Source organism: uncultured Caulobacter sp. (assembly GCF_937900395.1).
Taxonomy (GTDB): domain Bacteria; phylum Pseudomonadota; class Alphaproteobacteria; order Caulobacterales; family Caulobacteraceae; genus Caulobacter.
This window is the reverse complement of sequence record NZ_CALCDX010000118.1, coordinates 1-2,192: the sequence shown is the minus strand read 5'-3', so window position 1 is coordinate 2,192 and position 2,192 is coordinate 1. Positions and strand designations below refer to the sequence as shown.

The 2,192-nt window shown below is 68.7% G+C and carries 4 protein-coding genes and 2 pseudogenes; 2 read left to right on the top strand and 4 right to left on the bottom strand.

The window, feature by feature from the left end; translation table 11 throughout:
* Positions 1-125: pseudogene (locus Q0379_RS10125) on the top strand (response regulator); the annotation flags it as partial.
* 72 nt (positions 126-197) lie between these two features.
* On the opposite strand, the gene Q0379_RS10120 reads toward Q0379_RS10125, so the two are convergent.
* The 4 genes from Q0379_RS10120 to Q0379_RS10105 all read right to left on the bottom strand — a co-directional run bounded on the left by Q0379_RS10120 (position 198) and on the right by Q0379_RS10105 (position 1,838).
* Positions 198-461, bottom strand: a complete 264-nt coding sequence (locus tag Q0379_RS10120) for a hypothetical protein (RefSeq protein WP_299007864.1) — start codon at positions 459-461, stop codon at positions 198-200.
* Positions 462-484: 23 nt separating this feature from the next.
* Entirely contained in the window at positions 485-685 is a 201-nt protein-coding gene (locus tag Q0379_RS10115) for a hypothetical protein (RefSeq protein ID WP_299007861.1), read from the bottom strand.
* 272 nt (positions 686-957) lie between these two features.
* Positions 958-1,419: an OmpA family protein gene (locus tag Q0379_RS10110; RefSeq protein WP_299007858.1), complete on the bottom strand. Its 462-nt coding sequence runs from the start codon at positions 1,417-1,419 to the stop codon at positions 958-960.
* 74 nt (positions 1,420-1,493) lie between these two features.
* Positions 1,494-1,838, bottom strand: a complete 345-nt coding sequence (locus Q0379_RS10105) for a YMGG-like glycine zipper-containing protein (protein ID WP_299007856.1) — start codon at positions 1,836-1,838, stop codon at positions 1,494-1,496.
* A 130-nt stretch (positions 1,839-1,968) separates the two neighbouring features.
* On the opposite strand from Q0379_RS10105, the pseudogene Q0379_RS10100 reads away from it, so the two are divergent.
* A pseudogene (locus tag Q0379_RS10100) lies at positions 1,969-2,192 on the top strand (diacylglycerol kinase family lipid kinase); the annotation flags it as partial.

Below are 2,192 nucleotides of genomic sequence, written 5' to 3'. Positions count from 1 at the left end.
TGCTGACCGGCGAGCGTCCGGAACCGACCTTCCTGATCACCAAGCCCTTCCAGCCGGAAACGGTGAAGGCGGCGATCGGCCAGGCGCTGTTCTTCCATCCGCGACGCACCCGCAAGGCCGCCTAAAGGCGCAAGGCCTCCAAATGACAACGGCCTCCCGCTCGGGAGGCCGTTTTTCTTTGGTCGATCGACAGGCGCCTATGGCGTTTGACGCGCGGGCTGTTGGGGGGTGGTTCCCGACTGCGCCTCAGCCGGAGTCGTGGCGCCGGTGTTGGCGTCCACGGAGGCCAGGTCCTTGGCGCGGAAACTCCAGGCGCCGAACAGCGCCAGGGCGGCGAGCACGGTCGACACGATGAGGATCCAGAAGATATGGCGACCGAAGCGCCCCTGCCGCGCCCGCGTGGCGTTGACGCGGGGGCCGGGCGACGTTTGTTCGGCCTGGTGATGGATGTCGGTGGGCATGGTGTCCTACCTCCTGAAAAGTCCTAGGGGGCCCAGGACGTGGTGATATCGGCGCGGGCCAGGGCGGCGGCGCGATGATTGAAGCCCATCACCGTGGCGGCCGAGATCGCGCTGGCGGCGATCACAGCCAGGGCCATGAGCCGAGTGCGCGTGCGGCGCTGACGCTCGGTCAGGGTCTGCACAAAAACCGTTCCGCCATGCTGGGCCTGATAGGTCCGGATCACGACGCAGCTCCCCAGATACAACGGCGCTCTTCGCCGCCTGGAAGGTCAACGCCTCCCCTACTCAGCTGTTCCCGCGGAGCCGCCGCGCGGCGCGTGCAAAAAAATCGCGCCTGACGGGAACTCTTTTCGACACACGCCGTTTTCATCTTCGCGAAGGCGGCGACGCCCCCCCGACTTGAGGCTGGCGCAAGCCAGCCTGCCGCCTTCGCACCCCCCTTTGTTGATGCGAACTCAGGCGGACCGGCTATCCGGCCCGCCCTTCTTCGTCCTGTTCAGCGCGCGGGCGGCGCCAGATCGAAGATGATGTCGGCGCGTCGGCGCAATGGCGCGGCGACACCCGAAGCAGCAGCGCCAAGGTCGCCGACGGCGGCGAGGTCGAAATCCGCTTTGCCAAATCCATGGGCCGCCAAGGCGCTGGACACAGCGTCGGCCCGGCGCTTTGAGAGGGCCAGGTTGGCCTCCGACGCGCCGACCGCATCGGCCAGTCCGATAACCCGCACACCACGGATCTGACAGCCCCGCGCCTGAGTGCGAGCGCTGGCCAGGACCATCCGGCCCTCAGGCGTCAGAGCCGCGCTGTCCTGGTCGAAATAGATCGATGATGTGAAACCCGCACAGGTCGGGCCCGCCGCCGCGACGGGCTTCTTCAGGCTCCGCCAAGGCCCCGCGGTCTCGGCGCAGGCCGCCAGCGACAGCGCGGCGGCGATCATAATGGCGGCGTTCGTCGTCTTCATGGTTCCCTCCTCCAGAGCACGAAAAAGGCGACCGGCAGGACCGATCGCCTTTCGATGAACCAAGCCGTCCCGCCCTAGTAGCGGGGGCTGCCGTCTTCCCAGTAGTAACGGCCGCTGCGGGAGTCGTAGTAGTAATAGCGCCCCGCGCGCTCGTCGTAATACTGGCGGCGATTGACCGAGTTGGCGCCGCAGCCGCCGTCTTCCCGACAGCCCTTCACCGCACCGACCGTGCCGCCCAGAGCCGCGCCCACGGCGGCGCCGGTGCTGGCGCTGCCGCCGCCGACATTGTTGCCGATCACCGCGCCCGCGAGCGCGCCGAGCGCCGCGCCGCCGGCGGCGTTGCGCTCCACATTGCCGGTCGAGGTGCACGCCGCGGCGAGCACACCCACGCCCATCAGGGCGATCATGGTCGTCTTCATCTTGGCTCTCCGTTCCGAGCTTGTCCCCTGCCCGACAAACGGCCACCGTCCGGGAGGGTTCCGTATGAAGCGGAACCATGGCCGCTTCCGGCCCGTTGGGTCGGCGAGTTTCGCGAGACAGGGGGCGCCCGTGCGGCGGATCGATATCGTCGTCAACACCGCCTCTGGGTCGGTTGGCCCGGACGCGCCAGCCATAGCCGAGCGCATGCTGGCCGAGCACGGCGTGAACGGGCGCGTCCATGCCCCTCAAACCCATGAGCTGGCGATGTGCCTGCGGGACGTCATCGACGGAGCGCCGGACGCGGTTCTGGTCCTGGCGGGCGACGGCACGGCGCGCGCCGCGGCCGAGATGGC

Excerpts from the sequence above, each read along its gene's own strand:
- Q0379_RS10120 (WP_299007864.1), bottom strand. The coding sequence starts at position 461 with ATGCCCACCGACATCCATCACCAGGCCGAACAAACGTCGCCCGGCCCC.
- Q0379_RS10105 (WP_299007856.1), bottom strand. The coding sequence starts at position 1,838 with ATGAAGACGACCATGATCGCCCTGATGGGCGTGGGTGTGCTCGCCGCG.
- Q0379_RS10110 (WP_299007858.1), bottom strand. The coding sequence starts at position 1,419 with ATGAAGACGACGAACGCCGCCATTATGATCGCCGCCGCGCTGTCGCTG.